The 17686-nt window shown below is 68.9% G+C and carries 15 protein-coding genes and 4 pseudogenes; 11 read left to right on the plus strand and 8 right to left on the minus strand.

The features are described 5' to 3' along the window. The first annotated feature begins 110 nt into the window (after positions 1-110). From ACX25U_RS40200 to ACX25U_RS40220, 5 genes are all read left to right on the plus strand, one after another. A protein-coding gene (locus ACX25U_RS40200) for an IS630 family transposase (protein WP_454385098.1) occupies positions 111-1183 on the plus strand; the annotation gives its coding sequence in 2 pieces (ribosomal slippage) (positions 111-594 and positions 594-1183; 1074 coding nt in all). 159 nt (positions 1184-1342) lie between these two features. Further along, positions 1343-2686 (plus strand): IS701 family transposase, encoded by a 1344-nt coding sequence (locus ACX25U_RS40205; RefSeq protein WP_454383239.1) that lies wholly within the window; start codon positions 1343-1345, stop codon positions 2684-2686. Between the two features lie 207 nt (positions 2687-2893). Beyond that, complete coding sequence (locus tag ACX25U_RS40210; RefSeq protein ID WP_454387341.1) at positions 2894-3361, plus strand: hypothetical protein; 468 nt, start codon at positions 2894-2896, stop codon at positions 3359-3361. A gap of 783 nt (positions 3362-4144) precedes the next feature. After that, positions 4145-5491 (plus strand): IS701 family transposase, encoded by a 1347-nt coding sequence (locus tag ACX25U_RS40215; RefSeq protein ID WP_454387246.1) that lies wholly within the window; start codon positions 4145-4147, stop codon positions 5489-5491. Positions 5492-5804: 313 nt separating this feature from the next. Continuing rightward, complete coding sequence (locus ACX25U_RS40220) at positions 5805-6263, plus strand: hypothetical protein (protein WP_454387339.1); 459 nt, start codon at positions 5805-5807, stop codon at positions 6261-6263. Here the strand turns inward: ACX25U_RS40220 and ACX25U_RS40225 are convergent. Then, complete coding sequence (locus tag ACX25U_RS40225) at positions 6254-6484, minus strand: hypothetical protein (RefSeq protein WP_454387337.1); 231 nt, start codon at positions 6482-6484, stop codon at positions 6254-6256. The two genes, ACX25U_RS40220 and ACX25U_RS40225, sit on opposite strands and share 10 nt — an antisense overlap. An 86-nt stretch (positions 6485-6570) precedes the next feature. Between ACX25U_RS40225 and ACX25U_RS40230 the strand changes: the two genes are divergently transcribed. Further along, a complete protein-coding gene (locus ACX25U_RS40230) occupies positions 6571-7611 on the plus strand; it encodes a hypothetical protein (RefSeq protein ID WP_454394861.1) in 1041 nt (346 codons plus the stop codon). 20 nt (positions 7612-7631) lie between these two features. Here ACX25U_RS40230 and ACX25U_RS40235 read toward each other — a convergent pair. After that, a pseudogene (locus tag ACX25U_RS40235) lies at positions 7632-8494 on the minus strand (transposase); the annotation flags it as partial. A gap of 440 nt (positions 8495-8934) precedes the next feature. Here ACX25U_RS40235 and ACX25U_RS40240 point away from each other — a divergent pair. After that, positions 8935-9045 (plus strand): annotated as a pseudogene (locus tag ACX25U_RS40240) (LexA family protein); the annotation flags it as partial. A gap of 86 nt (positions 9046-9131) precedes the next feature. Next, on the plus strand, positions 9132-10811 hold the full coding sequence (locus tag ACX25U_RS40245) for a hypothetical protein (protein WP_454387474.1): 1680 nt from the start codon (positions 9132-9134) through the stop codon (positions 10809-10811). Positions 10812-10978: 167 nt separating this feature from the next. Here ACX25U_RS40245 and ACX25U_RS40250 read toward each other — a convergent pair whose 3' ends face one another. Beyond that, on the minus strand, positions 10979-11161 hold the full coding sequence (locus tag ACX25U_RS40250) for a hypothetical protein (RefSeq protein WP_454387476.1): 183 nt from the start codon (positions 11159-11161) through the stop codon (positions 10979-10981). 755 nt (positions 11162-11916) lie between these two features. Between ACX25U_RS40250 and ACX25U_RS40255 the strand changes: the two are divergent. Both ACX25U_RS40255 and ACX25U_RS40260 read left to right on the plus strand, forming a co-directional pair. After that, positions 11917-11970, plus strand: a pseudogene (locus ACX25U_RS40255) (hypothetical protein); the annotation flags it as partial. 171 nt (positions 11971-12141) lie between these two features. Then, the gene (locus ACX25U_RS40260; protein ID WP_454387478.1) at positions 12142-12648 is read left to right on the plus strand and encodes an integrase core domain-containing protein; all 507 of its coding nucleotides are present in this window, start codon (positions 12142-12144) and stop codon (positions 12646-12648) included. 32 nt (positions 12649-12680) lie between these two features. Here the strand turns inward: ACX25U_RS40260 and ACX25U_RS40265 are convergent, their stop codons facing one another. From ACX25U_RS40265 to ACX25U_RS40285, 5 genes and pseudogenes are all read right to left on the minus strand, one after another. Beyond that, a complete protein-coding gene (locus tag ACX25U_RS40265) occupies positions 12681-12872 on the minus strand; it encodes a hypothetical protein (RefSeq protein ID WP_454387480.1) in 192 nt (63 codons plus the stop codon). A gap of 130 nt (positions 12873-13002) precedes the next feature. Then, positions 13003-13890 carry a septum formation family protein gene (locus tag ACX25U_RS40270; RefSeq protein WP_454387482.1) on the minus strand — a complete coding sequence of 296 codons (888 nt, stop codon included), beginning with the start codon at positions 13888-13890 and terminating at the stop codon, positions 13003-13005. Between the two features lie 422 nt (positions 13891-14312). Then, positions 14313-15365 (minus strand): annotated as a pseudogene (locus ACX25U_RS40275) (integrase core domain-containing protein). 38 nt (positions 15366-15403) lie between these two features. Further along, the gene (locus ACX25U_RS40280; RefSeq protein WP_454387484.1) at positions 15404-15667 is read right to left on the minus strand and encodes a group II intron maturase-specific domain-containing protein; all 264 of its coding nucleotides are present in this window, start codon (positions 15665-15667) and stop codon (positions 15404-15406) included. A gap of 28 nt (positions 15668-15695) precedes the next feature. Continuing rightward, positions 15696-16948, minus strand: a protein-coding gene (locus tag ACX25U_RS40285) for an IS3 family transposase (protein WP_454387486.1) whose coding sequence is annotated in 2 segments (ribosomal slippage) — positions 15696-16666 and positions 16666-16948 — 1254 coding nt in all. Because the reading frame shifts where the segments join, the coding sequence is not laid out codon by codon here. 63 nt (positions 16949-17011) lie between these two features. On the opposite strand from ACX25U_RS40285, the gene ACX25U_RS40290 reads away from it, so the two are divergent. After that, entirely contained in the window at positions 17012-17488 is a 477-nt protein-coding gene (locus ACX25U_RS40290; protein WP_454387488.1) for a hypothetical protein, read from the plus strand. Positions 17489-17686: the final 198 nt, after the last annotated feature.

The following is a 17686-nucleotide window of genomic DNA, read 5'->3' on the forward strand; positions in this document are numbered from 1 at the left end:
GAGTGCGACGAGCCGGGTTCCTGGGATGAGACGCCGCTCGAGGCCGGCGTGTGCTTCTGAGTTTGGCTTCTCGGGGTGACGAATAGTGTATATGGGTGTATTCCGGAGGTATGCGGTACCCCGATGGTGGCGGCCTGACCGCGAAGCAACGTGCCCAGCGGGAGCGGCTGCGGTTCGAGGCCGCCGAGATGTTCGCCCAGGGGGTCCCGCCGCCCGAGGTGGCCAAGCGGTTGAGGGTCTCCCGGAAGTCGGCCTACGCCTGGCACGCACGCTGGCGCGAGAAAGGACCGGACAGCCTTGCCTCCAAGGGGCCCAGCGGCTTCCCCAGCCGGATGCGACCGCAGTGGCGGGCCTGGCTGGAAGCGGAGCTGGACCGCGGTCCCGCCGCTCACGGCTGGACCGAGGACCAGCGCTGGACCCTGGCCCGCGTGGCGACCGTGATCGCCCGCCGGTTCCACGTCCGGTTCAGCCTCAAGCATGTCTCGCGCATCCTGCACCAGATGGGCTGGACCGTGCAGAGCCCCGTGCACCGGGCCGCCGAACGCGACGAGCAGGCCGTAGCGACCTGGGTCAAGGAGGCCTGGCCCCGCGTGGGAAAACCGTGAGGAACCGGGATGCCTGGCTGTGCTTCGAGGACGAAGCAGGGCAGAGCATCAGGCCGCCCAAGGCGCGTACCTGGTCCCGACGCGGCCATCCGCCGGTGGTCAGGGTCAGCGGCAAGGGCTCCGGGCGGATCTCCCTGGCCTCGATGCTGTGCACCAAGCCCGGCACCCGCACCCGGCTGATCTACCGGATGCTGGTTCAGCACGCCGGGCGGAAAAAGGAGAAGAAGGGCTTCAAGGAGCCGGACCTCGCGGCGCTTCTGGACGCGGCGCACGCCGAGCTCGGTGCGGAAATCGTGCTGGTATGGGACAACTCCACGCAGCACACCGACCGCGCGATGCGTGACCTGCTCGCCGCACGATCCTGGCTGACGGTGTTCCACTTCCCGCCGTACAGCCCGGAGTTGAATCCGGATGAGGGCGTGTGGGCGAACCTGAAGGGGAGTCTGGGCAACCTGGCAGCGTGCACCACCGACCAGCTCGCGGCCTTCGCCCGGACCCGGTTGAAGAAGATGCAGTACCGGCCCGAGCTCCTCGACGGGTTCATCGCCGAGACCGGACTGGCCCTCGCGCCGCCGTAGAGATCGATGTCACCCCGAGAAGCCAACCTCAGTTGTCAGTGCCTGTATCTACGCTGCCACCTGTTCTGACACGGCAGCTGTAAGTCTTGATCGTTGGCGTGCCTGTGCAGGTCAGGGGTGGTGCAGGCGTGGGAACGGCCACCGCGATCATGGTCGTTTGTGAGGACAACGCAAGATGTGGTGGCCGTGGAGGCCACGATAGCCCAGCAGGAGTGGACGGCCGCGTTCGGGGACGTGATGGCGCAGGTCGCGGACTGCTTCCCGCGGCGGGACTCGCGGCTGCTGGCCCGGGAGGCGGTGCAGGCGATGCTGATGGAGCTGGAGCGGCGCAACTGCTGGTCGCTGGCCGAGGCTCTGGGGCATGGCGGGCCGCACCGGCTGCAGCACTTCCTCTCCCGCGGCGCGTGGGACCACGACCTGGCCCGGGACCGGCTCGCGGTCTGGGCGGCCGGTGAACTCGTCGGCCAGGAAGCGGTGTTGGTGGTGGACGAGACCGGGGATGCGAAGTCGTCCACGGACTGCGTCGGTGCCGCCCACCAGTACTCCGGTGCTCTGGGTGGGGTCGGCCTGTGCCAGGTCGCCGTCCACCTGACCTACGCCTCCACCCGCGGCCATGCGCTGATCGACCGGGAGCTGTACCTGCCGGCCGGCTGGGCCGCGGACGAGGAGCGCCGCCTGCTGCGGCACGTGCCCGACGCGGTGGAGTTCGCCACCAAGCCGCAGCTTGCCGCCGCCATGCTCGCCCGCGCCCGATCCCTGGGCATCTCGGCGCGCTGGTTCGCCGGGGACGAGGTGTACGGCGGGCGCGAACTGCGCCGCACCGCCCGCTCCCTGGGATTCGACTACGCCCTGGCCGTGAAGGCCGACCACCACGCCACCACCCAGGCCGGCCGCCTGAGCGCCGCCGAACTCGCCCGTCGCGTCCCGAAGAAGGCGTGGATGCGGATGCGCACCGGCCACGGCCTGAAGGGCGACCGGCACTACGACTGGGCCGTGATCGACGTGATCGAGGACGACACCCCCGCCGACGAGGCAGCCGCCGCCGGGCACGCCCACCTGGTCGTCCGTCGCCACCGCTACACCCGCGAACTCTCCTTCTACCGCTGCCACTCCATCACCCCCGTCAGCCTCGCTGACCTCGTCCACATCATCTGCACCAGGTGGAAGATCGAAGAGGACTTCCAAGGCGCGAAGGGGACCACCGGCCTCGATCAGGGCCAGGTGACCTGCTGGAACTCGTGGATGCGCTGGAGCCTGATCAGCCTCCTGGCCGCCGCGGTCCTGACCGTCACCCGCGCCCGCGCCACCGGCCCCGCAGGCATCGACCTCGTCCCGGCCAGCCCGCGTGAACTCCTGGCCGTCCTCCGCGCCACCGTCATCCCGATGCCCCGCCGCGACCTCGACCACGTCCTGCACTGGTCCGCCTGGCGCCGCCGCCACCAACACCGCGCCACCACCTGCCACCGGCACTGGAACAACGTCACCGCCGAGGCGAGCACATGACCCGACGGCCAAGATCAAGACTTACAGCTGCCGTGTCTGACGGGCGAACCTAATGGGGACGAAGTGGGATTTTGGGGCGATTTCATCGTCTTCCGCAGCAAGGAGCCGCCGTCACGTGCACCAGTGTTCTCGGGATCGCCTACATGCAGCGAGGGACACGAGCGCTGCGTGTCGATGTGCTGGCCTCGGGATGGAGGGTGGCAGACGGTGCAGGTCCATCACGGACTTCCGGGCGACGCCGAGGATGCCCTGCTCTCCGTTGTTCAATGGACCGGGGCTCCGGCCTGTGTCGCCACGATCTGCGACAGTGACTTCGGTGTTGTCATGGGCGCAGCACCCGACGGCAGCTTCTGGCAGGGGTGGCTCAACCTGGACACCGCTGCCGGGGAGCTGACGGAGATGCCCGAGGATGCCGAGGAGTCTCTCCCCGAGGACCCCGCCTTCCAAGCGGCGGTCACCTGCAAGCGAGCCGAGATGGAAGCGTCCGTTTCCAATGACGCTCTCAAGGCCGTGATATGGGCTCGCGCCGCTGGTTTCGGCCAGGGTGTCGACCCGTCCGTCGTCGAACAGATCTTCCGGGGCCATGAGACGTTCGCTGAAGATCTCTTCTTCACTCTGCTCGACAGACTCGGCTTTCCGCCGGCCGTCGATCCGGGGGGCTTTGATGGCCGGTGACTCCAGTCGGGTCCTGGTCCCGGATGAGCTGTGGGAGTTGTTCCAGCGGGTGGTGCCGGCGCCGTCCCGGCCACAGGGCGGCGGTCGTGAGATCGCCCGGCGCGCAGGCGTCTCCGTCAGCGCGCTGAACGAATACGGATCGCCGTCGACGCAGTCCGCGCGGCCTGTGAGGCCCTCGCCAAGCAGCACGCCGAACAGCGCACCGCGACCCCGGTGTAGCCGCGCCCTACATCTCGGCGGGGTCGGGGTGAACCTCGAACATCGGTGCGGAGGATACGGTCACGCGCGCAGCCTTGATCACCCATGGCTACCTGCAAATCCGGGGAACAAGGTCCTTGGGACTGACGAGGAAGACCAGTAGCGGCAGCGGTCAGCCGGTGTCCAGTACGAGGATGACGACTAACGTCCGGGAACGCCCCCGCCCGAAGGGAAGGGGCGGGGTTGTTGTCACCGTTCCGGAACGCACGTCGGGGAAGGAGCTGGCCGGGGTCTTGCCCGCCTCGGCTGGAGCATCGGGTGTCGCGGTGGCCGCGGCAGGAGGCTGGCCGCCGGACGTCTGCCCAAGCCAGCATCTGAGTACGGAACGCACCTCTGCTGCGTCGGCACCGCACGCCTCGGCGATTCTGATCACGAGATCCGGGCCCGAGGGCGTTCCCTGGCCCGTGAAATAGCGGTGCAGGCTTGAGGTACTGACACGGCAGCTGTAGTTCTGGTATCTGTGCTGTTCAGCAGCTTGGGGGCTGGGTCCGGACATGGGTACGGCCACCATGATCATGAACGTTTGTGACGACGTTTCAAGAAGCGGTGGCCGTGGAGGTCACGATAGCCCAGGCCGCCTGGGACCGGTTGTTCGGGGCGGCGATGGATGCGATCGCGGGCTGCTTCGCGCGGCGTGAGACACGTGCGACGGCCGCGGAGATGATCACCGGGCTACTCACGGAAGTGGACACGCGAAACTGCTGGACGCTGGCTCAGGCGCTGGGACATCCAGGCCCGCACCGGCTGCAGCATCTGCTGTCACGGGCGAGGTTCGACCATGACCGGGCCCGGGAGGAGATCGCCCGCCTGGTCGTGCGGGAACTCGCAGGTCAGGACGTGGTGCTGGTTGTGGACGAGACCGGGGACGCGAAGTCATCGACCGACTGCGTCGGCGCCGGCCGCCAGTACTCCGGCGCGATCAAAGGCGTCGGATTGTGCCAGGTCGCCGTGCACCTGGCCGCGGTCACCGAGTCGGTGCGGGTGGTGATCGACCGGACCCTGTACTTGCCGAGGGACTGGGCTGGGGACGAGGAGCGCCGCGAAGCAGCCGGCGTCCCGGAGGAGATCATGTTCGCGACGAAGCTGCAGCAGAGCGCCGCCATGGTCAAAAACGCGCTCGAGCTGGGTGTCCGGGCACGCTGGTTCGCCGGTGACGATGTGTATTCGGGCCGTGAACTCCGCCAGATCATACGGGGGTTCGGGCTCGGTTACGCGGTCGGCGTGTCCCACACATACACGGTCACGGACGGAGCGGGCCGCAGCTGGAAGGCCCGCCAGGTGATCAACAAGGTGCTGCCGCACCAGTGGATGCGCATGCAGACCGGGCACGGAACGAAGGGCACCCGCGAGTACGACTGGGCCTGGCTCGATGTCCGTGCGGACGACACCCCCAACGGACACGAAGATGACGGCACCAGCGTCCTGGTCGCTCGCCGGCACCGGTACACCGGCGAGATCTCCTTCTTCCGCTGCTGGTCGCCCGAAGATGTCACCCTCGCCCAGCTGGTGGAAGTGATCTGCCGACGGTGGCGGATCGAGGAGACTTTCCAACTCGGCAAGACCTTCACCGGCCTGGATGAAGGACAGGTGACCTGCTGGAACTCCTGGATGCGCTGGTCGCTGTTCTCCCTTGTCGCATCCGCCGTCCTCGCCCTGACCGCGGCCGCCACGACTACGGCCGGCCCCGCCGGACCAGCCCGTCTCGTCCCGTTGACCTGCCCCGAACTCGTCCGACTCCTTCGGGCGTTCGTCCTCACACCACCCGTCCGGGACACGGAACACATCCTGCACTGGATGGCCTGGCGCCGCCACCATCAAGCCATCGCACAAGCCTGCCACCAGCACCGACACGCTCTCCAGGACCAGCCATGACCAGAACTACAGCTGCCGTGACTGAGGTAGCACTTGCGTGAGATCGCCGCGTAGCTGAGCCCGCTGCGCTCCTTCAGGCGGGTGAAAGCTTCCGCCAGCGTCGTTGCCCGTACTATCACGTCCGCCCCGCCCCCCGACCAGAACCCCAGTACCAGCGCAGCATCCCATAGCGTCCCAACCTGTGGAAGGATCCCCAGCCAGGCCCGTGTGAATCATCCCGGGACGCCCCTTCCGTTGCCCCCGGCCCCGGGCCCGACCACTGTGTGGACGGCGAGCCGTCCGCCGGGCGGCTCTCGTCCTAGGGGAGGGAACAGTGGAACACCGCACTAGATGGCGGTCTGCCGCCTTTGTGCTGGGAGCTGCTGCGGCCGCAGTCGTGGTCGGCGTCGCGAGCCCTGCGTACGCTGTCGTCGGCGGAGATGTCATCCGCCACGACAGCATCCAGAACCTCGTCATCGCCAAGGACATCCAGTTCACCAACGGCACCAAGGGCAGCACGTGCCACATCTGGAACCGCGACGGCGGCAACACCTATAAGTACGTTAACGCGCATAACAACTGCACTACAGCCAGCATGAACGGCCGCACTTACAGCTGGACCGTCTGGAACGACACCGACGCCTTTACCATGCAGTACGAGAACTACTGGGTGAACATGCACGGCGCCTGGCGCTACGTCAGCGCCAACGACTACACCCGCATCCACGACAACGAGAACGCCCATTGTTACCGGGAATCCGACGGCGTCAACTGCTACGTCTCCTACGGCTGAGCCACGCGGGGGGTGCCGACTTCGCCGTGCGCGGTCCACGTCTTGAGCACGTGCGCGCGGCCGCCTGCCTCCTCGATGAGGCGGATGACCACGCTCTGCTGGCTGCCGTACAGCCCGACCCACCCGCGGTAGGTCCGCAGGGCGGCGGCGTCGTCGGCCCACTGACCGGTGACGGCCGGTTCGCCCTCCTCGAACTGGAGGACGGCGAGGTACGTGGTCACCGGGCGGGCTCCGCCTGCCCCGCCGTGCGTGGGGCTACGAGTGCAGCCGGGCCAAGACCGACTACGGCGACGAGCTGTGCCAGCAGTTGTCCGGGACCTGCGTCGACCGCTATGTGGCCGGCCTGCTGCTGGCGGCGATGGCACCGGCCGCGCTGGAGGTCTCGCTGCAGGCCGCCGAGCAGGCCCAGGCCCGGCGAGAGGAGGTGGACCGGATCTGGCGCCAGCGCCTGGAGCGGGCGGACTATGCCGCAGGCCGGGCCCGGCGCCAGTACCAGCTGGCCGAGCCCGAGAACCGCCTGGTGGTCCGGGAGTTGGAGAAGGACTGGGAGCGTGCGCTGGCCGAGCGGCAGCGGCTCGCCGAGGAGTACGACCGCTTCGCCGCGGCCCGGCCCCGCCTCCTCACCGCCGCCGAGCGCGAGCGGATCCGGGCCCTGGCCGCCGACCTCCCCGCCCTGTGGCGGGCACCCACCACCACCGACGCGGACCGCAAACAGCTCATCCGGCACCTGGTCGAGAAGGTCCACCTCACCGTCATCGGCGACAGCGAACGCGTCACCGTCCAGGTCACCTGGGCCGGCGGACACCGCACGAGGGGCGAACTCGCCCGCCCGGTCGCCCGCCTGGACCAGCTCAGCTACTGCCCCCAACTGGCCGCCCGGGCCCGCGAACTCGCCGCGGCCGGGCACTCCGCCCCGGCCATCGCGAAGATCCTGGGCGCCGAGGGCTTCCGCCCGCCCAAACGCCGCGAACACTTCGCCGCCCAGGGCGTGCGCAGGCTGCTGCAGGAGCTGGGCTGCGTCAGCCGGCAGGAACAGACCCTCCGCCGGGGAGCACCCCCACTCGGCCCGCACCAGTGGTGGCTGACCGACCTCGCCCGCGAGATCGGCGTGCCCCGCGTGACCCTCTTCGGGTGGATCACACGCGGCTGGGTCACCGCGCACCAGCAACACGACGCCCGCCGGTCCTGGGTCATCCACGCCGACCCCGCAGAGGTCGAACGGCTCCGCCGGCTCCACGAGCAGTCCCGCGGCCACCGCCCACGCCAGGCCTGGCTCGACCACCAGCAGGCGGCGATAATCCCGAACGAGGAAGGAACCCGAGGCGATGATGCCGAACCGCAGCTATGACAGCACTGCGGCTTGCCCGTCTCGACGGTGTTGCGATCTTTATAGAGCGTGGCGTCGTGGCTGACCGGGCGGCCGCCGGAGCGTCCCTTCTTCTTGCGGTTGGCGGCCTGGTCAGCCTTTTCCGGGATCACCGCCTTGATGTTGCGTCTGCGCAGGTGAGCGCGGTTGGCGCGGGAGGAGTACGCCTTGTCGCCGGCCACTGCGTCCGGCCGGGTCCTGGGGCGGCCGACCGGACCGCGAACCTTGATCTTCTTAAGGACAGGGATGAAGCGCGGGCTGTCCGCGGCCTGGCCGGGAGTCAGCACGATGGACAGCGGGCGGCAGCGCCGCTCGACGGCGAGGTGGACCTTACTGGTGAGCCCCCCTCGCGAGCGGCCCAGTTCGGCGGCCCGCAGTCGGGCCCTGCGGCGTCGGCGCACGATGCGGCGGTGTTCTCGATCGGGGTCCTCCTTGTCCGGCCCCTCGCCTACGGGGTCGTTTTGCCCCTTTGCTGCAGCCCCTTTTCCTCCGCCACGGCCTTCTCCAGGTCCTCGAGGAGCTCCGGGTCGACGACCATGCCCGCCGCGTGGTGATGCGCGCGGGCAACGGTCGAGTCCACGCTGACCAGGCTCAGGTCGACGTCGTCGCGGGCCGCCGCCTCGGCGATCATCGCGTCCATGAGGGCCTGGAAGACCCCGTCACGCGCCCACATCCGGAACCGGTCGTAGATCGTCGACCAGGAGCCGTAGCTCTCCGGCACATCCCGCCAGGGGCTGCCGGTACGGAACCGCCACATCACCGCGTCGAAGTAGCTGCGCAGGTCAGGGATCGGCCCGAACGCCCCCAGCGGCAGGTGCGGCTCGACCAACTCCCACTCACCATCGATCAGGTCACCACGAGTCACGTGACCGGTCTACCGCAGCCAGCACCCTCATGAAGTGGGAATGACCGATCCTGTGATCTCAACTCAGAACAGGCCCTAGTCGTCGCCACCGAGCAGATGCCGTGCCCCGCCCAGAATGTCGTCTGACTGATCCACTTCAGCGAACCGGAACCGCCTGGCGGGTACGGGGAGAACGATGCGGCCCGGCGGACGACGCCGATACGGCGGCCGGGGTCCTCGCCGAGGCGTCCGCGGCCCGGACCCTGTACTGCAGACTCCCGTCCTCCAACGTCGTCCGGTCGGGATCACCCACGTCGTAGGGAGTGAGAACGGCCCGCACCACCTCCATGTCCAAGGGAACGGGCGCGACGCTGCCTTCGACTAATTTGTAGATCGACGGGCTGTAGTTCACACCAACGTCCTTTTCTTCGCTGGGGGCCGACCCGGTAGATGACCGTGATGTTCTTGAGGTGGTTGGCAACGCCATGGTCGCGGCCGCCATCTGCGACGGCGACGGGGTCACCGTCCGCCGCCAGCCCGTCGCCGAGAACGGCGACACCGGGGCGCCTCTGTCAGTGAAGGGTGCGAGCATCGGTGCCGCCAGGTCGGGGGCGACACCGGCAGGGGGCGTGGGCATGTCGATGAGAAGGGGGCGGGGATGGGTGCGACGCGGGACACACGGCGGATCCAGACGGCGGTGCTGGGGCACCGGGAATCCGACGAGCCGCTGGTTTTGCCGCTGGAGGCGTTCGAGTTGGATGTCTTCCGGCACCTGTACCAAGGGGCGACGTTCTGGTGCGGGGTCCTGCTGGGCGGCTGCGGTGGGCGGTTGGCGACGAAGCTGTACACCGACCGGGCCTGCCACTTCGCGCACTACCCCGACCCTGACGGAGCGTTGACGGTGTGCTCGCGCACCCATGGGGGTGTGGGCAGCGCCGACCACCTGTACCTCAAGGCCGTGACCACTGCGTGGCTACGGGAGCAGGGGCGCGGCGCGCATTTCCATTTCGCCCGGCACGAGGGCGCGCCGGTCGGGTCCGTGGTCGACATCGACGTCGAGGGCGGTATGCAACTACGGGTCCACATCAACGGCGAGGTCCCTGTGCGCTGGGACCCCACTGGGCGGACCGAGACGGTCCTCGGGCCGGGGGTGCGGGTGGAGTACGAGACGTTGGCCCGCCGCCGGTACGTCAACCGGGTCCGGTTCTACAGCGACGGCCCGTGCCGCCGGGTCCAGATCGGCACCGAAGCGCTGGGCCGGGGCACGGAGTGGTTCGCGCTCGAGGACTGCACGATGGCCCCGGACGGGCTGGTGACGCCGGTCGTCGCCGAGTTGCGGCGCCGCTGGGAGCAGCTCACCGCGCCTCGCCCGGGAGCCGAGGCGCCGGGCACGAGCGATACGGCAGCGGGTACCGCCCCCGCGGCGGCAGCCGCCAGTCCCGCGGTCTCCGACGCAGTGCCGGGGAAGGTTCATCGCCTGGTGCTCCGGCTGGGCAGCGCGCAGCGCGCCGACAGTCTGGCCGAAGTCCGCAAGCTGTGCGCCGACGGCGACCATCTGCTGGGCCGGCTCAAGGACGGCACGGCCGCCCGTGACAGGCTCCAGAAGGCACTGAGTGCGGCACAACGCTGGCAGGAGCAGAAGGACAAGGTGTGGCAACTGGTACTCGCCCGCCTGCAGGAAGCCATGGATCGGCAGCGGGTCGCAGAGATCCGCTCCCTGGTGCAGCAGGCCATCACTCTGCGCGGGCAGGGCCACCACCTGTCCGTGGAGGAGGAGGCACTGATCAAGCAGGCCCAGTCCGTCCAGCATCGTTTGCCGCGGCCCGGGCACACGGGCCGGATCCCGTTGGCGCGGTCCGGTTCCCCAGCGGACCGGACGCCACCGCGCGGCAGTGAGCCGCGCTCGCGCAGCCGTACCCGTGGACCGCAGGCAGATGCGGTACCAGTCCCGGCCCGCCGGCCGCAGCCGACGTCCCTCGTAGAACGTTCGCAGCAGGAACTCGAAGCGGTAGCGAGGGCCGTACGCGGGGCATTGCGCAGGACCGCCCGGCAAGGAGGCGTCACCTCGTGGAATACGCTGCGTCGCCAACTGGGCTCCACGCTGCCCCGGCTCACTGCCACCGACCAGGCTCGAGTGTTGCTCCTGGTCGACCGCGCCACCGAGACCGACCAGCCGCCCCTGTCCACACTGCTCGCGGCTGGCGACCCCAGCGCCGTGGCGGCGTACCGGCAGTCCGCCGCCAACCTCGGCCTGATCGTCCCCGGTGACCCCGACGCCCTGCGCGACGTCCTCGACGCCGACACGGCGCATCTCCACCGCCTATGGCGCGGCCGGTGACAGCCGCAACGCCGTGTCCGGTCGTCGAGCCAGATCGCGGCCGTTATCAGCGCCGTGGACGGCATCATCACCGCGGTCATCACCGCGCGGCGGCGGGGCCTGGGGCAAGTTGCGCGCAGAGGTGACGTGACGCGACATCACCGCTCTGGCCGCGTCACGTCACCTCGTCACCGCGTCGAGAGCCGGGCGAACAGGCTGCGCCAGGCCGAGCGGACACCGAAGTGCCGTTCGGCCTCGGCGTCGAGGTGCTCCCGGCACGCAACGAGGAACGCTGGCGACAGCATCGGCGCGGCCGAGGCGGGACCGACCGGAGCGTCAAGGGTGAGGACGTCGACGAGGCGCCAGTACACCTCGAGGAGCTGCCGTGCGCCAGCACGGACACCAGGGCCGGCTCCCAATGCGACAAGCCCCTCCGAGCGCTCGAGGCGCCGCAGGTAGGCCCGGGCGCTCTCCCGCTGCTCCGGCCGGGCCGCGGCGAGCAGCGTGGGCCACAGGGCGGCGGTGGCAATCTCGTCCGCGACCGTGGCAAACCCGGCTCAGGTGTCGGCGCGCCGCTGGTGCGTCCGCTGCCACTCCACGCTGTCGGCGAGCGGCCGGGGCCGGGCCGTAGCGGCGCCGGTCACCAGGCGGAGAGAACGCGGGTCACCCGGCGAAGAGACGCGGCGGGCGCGGTCGGGGCCTTGTAGGGTGCCGAAACTCACGTATAGCTGTTGACCAGGAACTTTACGAGGGTCGGCAGTCCTGACAGGCTCGGACTGCATGGCGTTGCGCATGCTCTATCTGATCTTCATTCGGCTCCTCGGACTGATCCTTCTCCTCTCCCGTGCAGACCGGACGAGGGATGTAGAGCTGCTCGCACTGCGCCATGAGAATGCGGTGCTGCGCCGGCAGCTCGGTGTCCGACCGAGGCCGACCTGGCCGGAGCGTGCGGTCCTCGCCGCTCTCGCTCGGCACCTGCCCGGCAGACTCCGCCGACACCGCCTGGTCACCCCCGGCACGCTGCTGTCCTGGCACCGACGCCTGATCCGCTGGAAGTGGCGGCCAAAAACCCGCACGGACCGGACGGCCACCGATCCCCGAGGATCTCACCGCTCTGATCCTGCGCCTGGCCCGAGAGAACCCGACCTGGGGCTCAACCCGCATCCAAGGCGAACTGCGGCGCCTGGGCCACCGCGTCGGCGCCACCACCATCCGCCGAATCCTGCGCAGCGCCGGTCTCGGTCCCGCGCCCAGAGGCGGCCCCGAAACAGGGCCTACCTGGTGCGAGTTCCTACGCGCCCAGGCCTCCGGCCTGCTCGCCGCCGACTTCTTTCATGTCGACACTGCGGCCTTGACCAGGCTGTATGCCTTCGCCGTCATGGAGGTCGGCACCCGCACCGTCCACATCCTCGGCGTCACCGCCCACCCCACCGCGGCCTGGGCCGCCCAACTCGGCAGAAACCTCCTTGCCGACCTCGGCGAGCGGACATCAGGCTTCCGCTACCTCCTGCGCGACCGCGACAGCCGGTACTCCCAGGCATTCGACGCCGCCTTCACGAGCGAGAACATCGCGATCTTGAAGAGCGCGCCGCAGGCGCCGAAGATGAACGCCCACGCCGAGAGGTTCATCCACAGCGTGCGGGCCGAGTGCACCGACCAGATGCTGATCTACAACGAGCAACACGCACGGCGTGTCCTCGCCGAGTACGCCGAGCATTACAACTCCGGAAGGCCGCACCGAGCCCTGCAACTTCGCGCACCAGCCGACGACCCGGACGTCATCCCCTTCCCAGCCCAGCGGATCCAGCGCCACGACGTCCTCAGCGGACTCATCCATGAGTACCGCGACACACCCTGACGAAGATCATGACGCTCTGGCAAGCGCCCAGCTCAACGCATGTACGGGACTTTTGGCACCCAACACGGGCCGCCCTTGTTCTTGCCGACCAGGTAGCCGTTGTCGTCGGTCCAGTAGGTCCGCTCCACCGCCGCGGTCTTGCTGTCCGCGCCGTAGATGTAGGTGCCGTCGTACACCCATCGGCAGGTGTTGCCCGTGCTGCGGCTGTCGCCGCAGCCGCGCATCTCGGTCCGCGAGCCGGATGCGGCCGACGAGGGGTGGATCCCTTCCTTGGCGGCGGCGTCGAGGCCGGACAGGTCCTAGGAAGCGGGGCCGGGTCCTTGACGGACACGGCCCCGCTAATCCGACGGAGCGTCAGCCCGCCCAGACCTCGGCCTCGTCGGCCGGGACGGTGGTGGCCAGGCCCAGTTCCTTGCGGGCGGCGACCGACTCGTTCGGGTCGATGTCGGTGAACGCCGGGGCGTAGGCGATGTGGAACGCGTCGGCGTCGGCGGCGTTCGCGGCCTTCTTCCAGTTCCCGGCCGCCTTCGTCAGCGTCGCGCGGAGCTTGCCGACCTCGGTGCCCTCGATGCCGTCCAGGCCCTTGACGTGTGCGTCGAGGGCGGCCGCGACGGCCTTGGCCTGCGCCTTGTAGCCGGCTAGGTCGTCCTCGATGGTGTCCTTCTCGGGCTGGTTCGCCCACAGGGCCTCGTAGACCGCGTTCGAACCCTTGAGGTACGTGGTCTGCTCGGGCTTGAGGGACCTCGCGGTGTCCAGCGAGCCGCTGATCGTGCCCTTCTCCGCGGTGTAGGTGCAGCTCACCGCGCGGTCACCCGTCGCCCAGCTCTCCTTGGTCGGGGTGTAGTAGAAGAGGGCGACCCCCTTGGGGAGCGCCCAGGTGTCCGGGGCGTACTTCTGCGCCTCGACCGGGCAGCGGTTGTCCGCGATCGTCGAGACCCCGTCGTCGCCGGGGTACTCCTTGCCCTTGTCGATCGCGAACTCGCCGACGACCTGGCCCTCGTGCGCCTCGTCGCAGGGCACGATCTCGACGGCGTACGCCGTCCCCTCGGCCTTGCCGGTCGGGTTGTAGCAGTCGCCGATGTCCAGTGAGAACACCGAGCGCTGGCGAGCCACCTTCTTCGCGCTGTCCTTGGCACTGTCGACGGCGTCGGAGACGTCCGAGCATCCCACCGCGCCGATCGCGAGCAGGGCGGCAACGGCGGATATGCCGCGAAGGGAACGATACGGTGCACGGATTGCCATAACGTGTACATCCTCTTATGTGATCTTTATGAGGGTCGCACGCATCGTATGCCCTTCCTGTGGCCCGGTTGTGCGAAGGCCCTCACCTCATCGCGGCGTCTCTGACTCGCGACGGGCCGCGAGGGTTGTATCCGGGCTGCTCGCAGGTGGGAGTCGGGAGGGCCCTGTGACACTTCTGTGGAGCCGGGCGCTGTTGAGCGTGGAGGGACGTGCGCAAGGGCGGGCGTACCGCGAGGTACGGATTCGCCACGAACCGGTCACACATCTTGTCGGCCAGATGCCCGCAGATTCAAAGCGTGCATCTGTACGTAAGCGTCGAGGCCGCTGCCTGGGTGCACGTATACCTTCGAGCGGGCTTGCTGAACCTGGAGCTGGTTGAGCTGGCGGCGAGGGTGCTGGTGCCGATTATTCATCCATCCTGGTCACGCGGCATGTTGGTACTCGTGAAGGGTTCCGCCGAGTCGATCTCGTCGACGGACTTCCAGGGGGGGTGATCTGCCCGGGATCGGCGATTGGTGCGGGGAGTTGGCAGAGCGGAGCCGCTTGCCCCAGGGCTCGGTGCGGCCGGTGCCGGCTGTAGAAGGTCTCGAACTCGCGGAGCGCGTGCCGGAGGTGGCCCTGGTTCCAGATCACAGTGCGGTCGAGGAGCTCGCGCCGGCAGGTCTGTATCCAGCGCTCCATGAGGGAGTTCATCCGGGGCATCCGGACACCGGTGGCGACGACCTTCAGACCGGCATCGGCCGGCAGGGCGTCGAAGGCCGCGGTGGACCTCGCGTCCCGGTCCCGGATCAGGAACCTGGCCCTGCTGCCCGCGTCCTCCAGGTCCATGACGAGATTGCGACCGAGCTGCACGACCCACTCCGCGGTCGGGTGTGCCGTGGCGCCCAGGATCCAGACGCGCCTCGTGGAGTGCTCGATGACGGCGAAGACGTGCATCCGCGCCCCGGTCAGCGTCCGGGTCTCGAAGAGATCGCAGGCGAGCCGCGCGGCCGCCTGGCTGCGGAGGAAGTCGGCCCAGGTGGTGCTCTGCCGCTTGGGCGCAGGCGGGATGCCGTGCGCGCGAAGGATCTCCCCGACGGTGGAGGCGGCGACCTCGATGCCCAGCGCCGCGAGCTCGCCTGGGGGCACCTCCCGGCCGAAGGCCGGGGGAGGACCCGGCGATACCCCCACGAGGCGTTCTCGCGGGCCAGGCGCAGGACCAGGACGCGGATCGAGCGGACGGTGGGCGGGCACCCACGCCGCTTGGGCGCGCAGGTCGCGGCATGGCATCGCTTGAGCAGGTCACGGTGCCGGCGCAGGATCGTGTCCGGGCGGACCAGCAGCAGGAGGTGGCGCAGCCTCTGCCTCGGGAGGTGGTGGAGCAGGCCGGCGAGGACCACGCGGTCGGTGTCGGTGAAGGCGGGCTTGCCAACCTGGCCTTGCAGGACCAGCAGGTGGTGCCGGAGCGCGAGGTGAGTCGGCGGCGGGAATCGCACCCGCCGCCGCTCGCAGAACCGTGCGGGAGCCTCTCGGCTCACACGGCTCCCATCGTCCAGCCGTCAGGCTTGAGGCCGAACCGCCAGTGGGCGAACAGGTTCGGGTAGCGGCGGGCCGCACCCGCCAGCAGTTCCCGCGCCCGTTTCTCCCGGCGGCGGAGTCGTTTGTACTTCCGGCACGCCCACCGCACCAGGTAGTCGTTGATGCGCCGGAGGAGGGGATACAACCCGGACTGGTAGAAGCGCCCGTAATAGTTGATCCATCCCTGCACGATGCTGTTGAACATCCGCGCAAGGTCCATCTGAACCGCCCCGGGTTCGGTAGAGATCTCAGATTGTGGTGATGACCTGGGATTTCGTGAGTTCGGTGTAGTAGTTGGCTTCGTATTCGACGGGCGGAACGTGGCCTATCTCACCGTGGAGTCTTCGGTGGTTGTACCAGTCGACCCACTCGGCGGTGGCCAACTCCACCTGGGAGAGCGTCTTCCAGGGCCGCTGGGGCTTAATCAACTCGGTTTTGAACAGGCCGATCGTGGACTCCATCAGGGCGTTGTCGTACGCGTCACCGACGGATCCGATGCTCGCCGCGATGCCGGCGGCGTCCAGGTGCTCGGCGAGCTTGAACGATGTGTATTGCGACCCGGCGTCCGAGTGATGGATCAACTCGCCTGGCTGAACAGACTGTTGGTCGCGGTCGCGTTGCCAGACGGCCATCTCCAGGGCGTCCAGGACGAAGACGGTCTCCTTCACGGTGGCGGCCGACCAGCCGACGATCCGGCGGGAGAAGGTGTCCACGACGAACGCGACGTAGACGGTTCCGGACCAGGTCTTCACATGGGTGAAGTCCGCCACCCAGCACCGGTTCGGAGCGACGGCGACGAAGTCGCGGTCGACCAGGTCGGGGGCCCGCTCGACCTGCCCGCCGGGGATCGTGGTGATGACGCGCTTGCCGCGCACCGCGCCCTGGACACCCATCTCGCGCATCAGGCGCTCGACGGTGCAGCGGGCCACCGCATGTCCCTGCCGGTTCAGCTCGCGCCAGATCTTCCGGGCGCCGTAGACGCGGTAGTTGGACGTGTAGACCTCCTGGATCCGCTCCTTGAGCTCCGCATCGCGCAGGGAACGGGCGGAGGGGGTTTCGAGGCGTTTCTTGTGGGCGTAGTAGGTGGAAGGGGCGATCTTGCAGTCGTGTGCGGTGAGCGTCCTGCAGATCGGCTCGACGCCGCCGAAGCGGTCCCGGTGCTCGTCGATGAAGGCTACGAGCGCGTGTGTGGCCGGTCGAGCTCGGCCGCGAAGAAACTCGCCGCGGCCTTCAGGATCTCGTTGGCCCGCTTGAGTTCGGCGTTCTCCTTCTTGAGCGCCTTGAGCTGGGCGGACTCCTCCGTCGTCGTCCCCGGCCGCGTCCCCGCGTCGACCTCATGCTGCTTCAGCCAGTTCCGCAGTGTCTCGCGGGAGCCGATGCCGAGCTTGTCCGCGACCGCCTGCAGGGCCGCCGTCTCGTTCGGGTAGTCGCCGCGCACTTCGGCGACCATGCGCACCGCACGACGGCGGAGCTCAAGCGGGTAACGGGAGGGTCGTGCCATGACTCAATCCTTACATGGAATCGAGCCTCCACCTGACCCGGGGCGGTTCAGCAGGTGCTTGGCGTGTCGCCGGCATCGGTGCAGCCTGAGGCCGTCCTGGACAGCTCCGCCGTGCCCGCTCCCCGCAAGAAGGCTTCTGGTGAGCCTGGCGCCGGCAAGCGGACGCGGGCGAAGAGGGCCGCCGACGCACAGGACCGCGCGGCGGTCAAGAAGGCGACCTCCAAGAAGGCGGCGGCCGGCAGGAAGCCCGCGAGCAAGTCCGGAGCCGCTAAGGCGGCCCAGTCCACGCTGGTCGAACTCGTCCGCCACCACCTCACCGAACAGAGCGAACCGCGCTCCGCGGCGGAAGTCACCACCGCACTCGACAAGGCACATCCCGAGCGCGGCATCAAGACCACTGTCGTGCGCACCACTCTCGAAGGACTCGTGGCCAAGAACCAGGCTCAGCGCACCAAGCAGGGCAGCTCCGTCTACTACACCGCGGCCGAGCAGACGTCCACGCCCGTCCAGGACGAGCAGCAGTCCGAGCAGGCCGAGTGAGACCGCTGGGCCGCCCTCTGAGTTCGGCCACTTCACAACATGGTGGCATTCCATCACAATCTGTGAACATAGGAAGGTGGTGGCCGGAGGTCGGCGTGAGTTGAGGCTTTCAGCTCCGAGAGGTGCGCTGCACCGGAGTGAGGTGGGATGTCGAGACCTGCCGCCCCCTCGAAGCGAATAGCAGAGGCCCACCCCACG

The sequence above is a fragment of the Streptomyces sp. JNUCC 63 genome (assembly GCF_054366325.1).

Excerpts from the sequence above, each read along its gene's own strand:
- ACX25U_RS40245 (WP_454387474.1), top strand. The coding sequence starts at position 9,132 with ATGGGTGCGACGCGGGACACACGGCGGATCCAGACGGCGGTGCTGGGG.
- ACX25U_RS40265 (WP_454387480.1), bottom strand. The coding sequence starts at position 12,872 with ATGCGCGGCTGCGGCGACAGCCGCAGCACGGGCAACACCTGCCGATGG.
- ACX25U_RS40270 (WP_454387482.1), bottom strand. The coding sequence starts at position 13,890 with ATGGCAATCCGTGCACCGTATCGTTCCCTTCGCGGCATATCCGCCGTT.
- ACX25U_RS40280 (WP_454387484.1), bottom strand. The coding sequence starts at position 15,667 with ATGGACCTTGCGCGGATGTTCAACAGCATCGTGCAGGGATGGATCAAC.